The organism is Vibrio sp. 10N.239.311.G01 (genome assembly GCF_041465805.1).
Taxonomy (GTDB): Bacteria; Pseudomonadota; Gammaproteobacteria; order Enterobacterales; family Vibrionaceae; genus Vibrio; species Vibrio crassostreae_C.
Map to the genome: position 1 here is coordinate 1 of NZ_JBFSRM010000082.1, position 1,001 is coordinate 1,001.

A 1,001-nucleotide genomic window follows, 5' to 3' on the forward strand; every position below is an offset into this window, starting at 1 on the left:
ACGGCTAGCTACATATGGTGTCGTTGATCTTCAAGCTGATTTGATCAACAACGCCCCTTAAAACGAGAAACACCCGACAACCTGAGATGCCGAGTGTAGTAAATCGTGTTGATGCATTTGTTAGGCGATTTACAAAAGCGCATACCTTTCTTCATCATATTCTAATTCTTGATGACACTGCCTTAGAGCATCTTCTAAATACCAATCACCTTCCAAACCAAAGCCATTATCACGCAAATATAATTCATATTTATCAATATGCTGATAAAAACGAAGAAGTATCACTTGCATAGAAAGTAATACAATTCTGGTTGCACAAATGACTAAATTGTTTTCAATGCAATCTGGTTCATTATTTTGTCCAGGTTCAGGGAAATCTAAACTACCATGAGCAAATTTATTTCTAAGTTCATAAACGGCGTTCAAACCTACACCTGATATTCCAAAATCATTCAATCGATTAATGCGTTTATTAACTCGATCATACCCATAACATTGTTCAGCTAACTCACTGAAGTATGTTGTTTGCTTAATTAATTCAGGTATGGAGCTAGATAATTCTATTTGACCGATATAATAACAAGTGTTTGTTATTTTTCCTCGAAGTTGTTTATTAGGGTGCTTTGGTACTTTAATAATATCTATGCAAGATTCTAAAGCTCCCCAAACAAAATTGAATATCGTCAAATTAAAAGTAAATTCTTTTAATACCGCATCACGAGCAATATCATAGTCGTCTGATGGAGAGCACCAACCAAATGAGTCATTGTGTTTAATTGTATCAATATTAATACTTTCGATAGATGCAGCCATGTTTAGCCACTGCATTGTCGGAACCCATCCACCGACATCTGATGTTGCAAATAATATCTTTGATAATGTAGCTATATGATTTTCTATAGGTATCAATTTTACCTCCTAATCGCCTAACGAATGACATGGATTCCCCCCTACCGAGGATCTGCCACACTTATGTGGTACTTAAATGCATCGGAGGCACC

General features: G+C 36.0%; 1 protein-coding gene. It reads right to left on the reverse strand.

Annotated elements, in window-relative coordinates:
• Nucleotides 1-129: 129 nt before the first annotated feature.
• On the reverse strand, nt 130-909 hold the full coding sequence (locus AB6D06_RS22500) for a hypothetical protein (RefSeq protein ID WP_372111948.1): 780 nt from the start codon (nt 907-909) through the stop codon (nt 130-132).
• Nucleotides 910-1,001 lie beyond the last annotated feature (92 nt).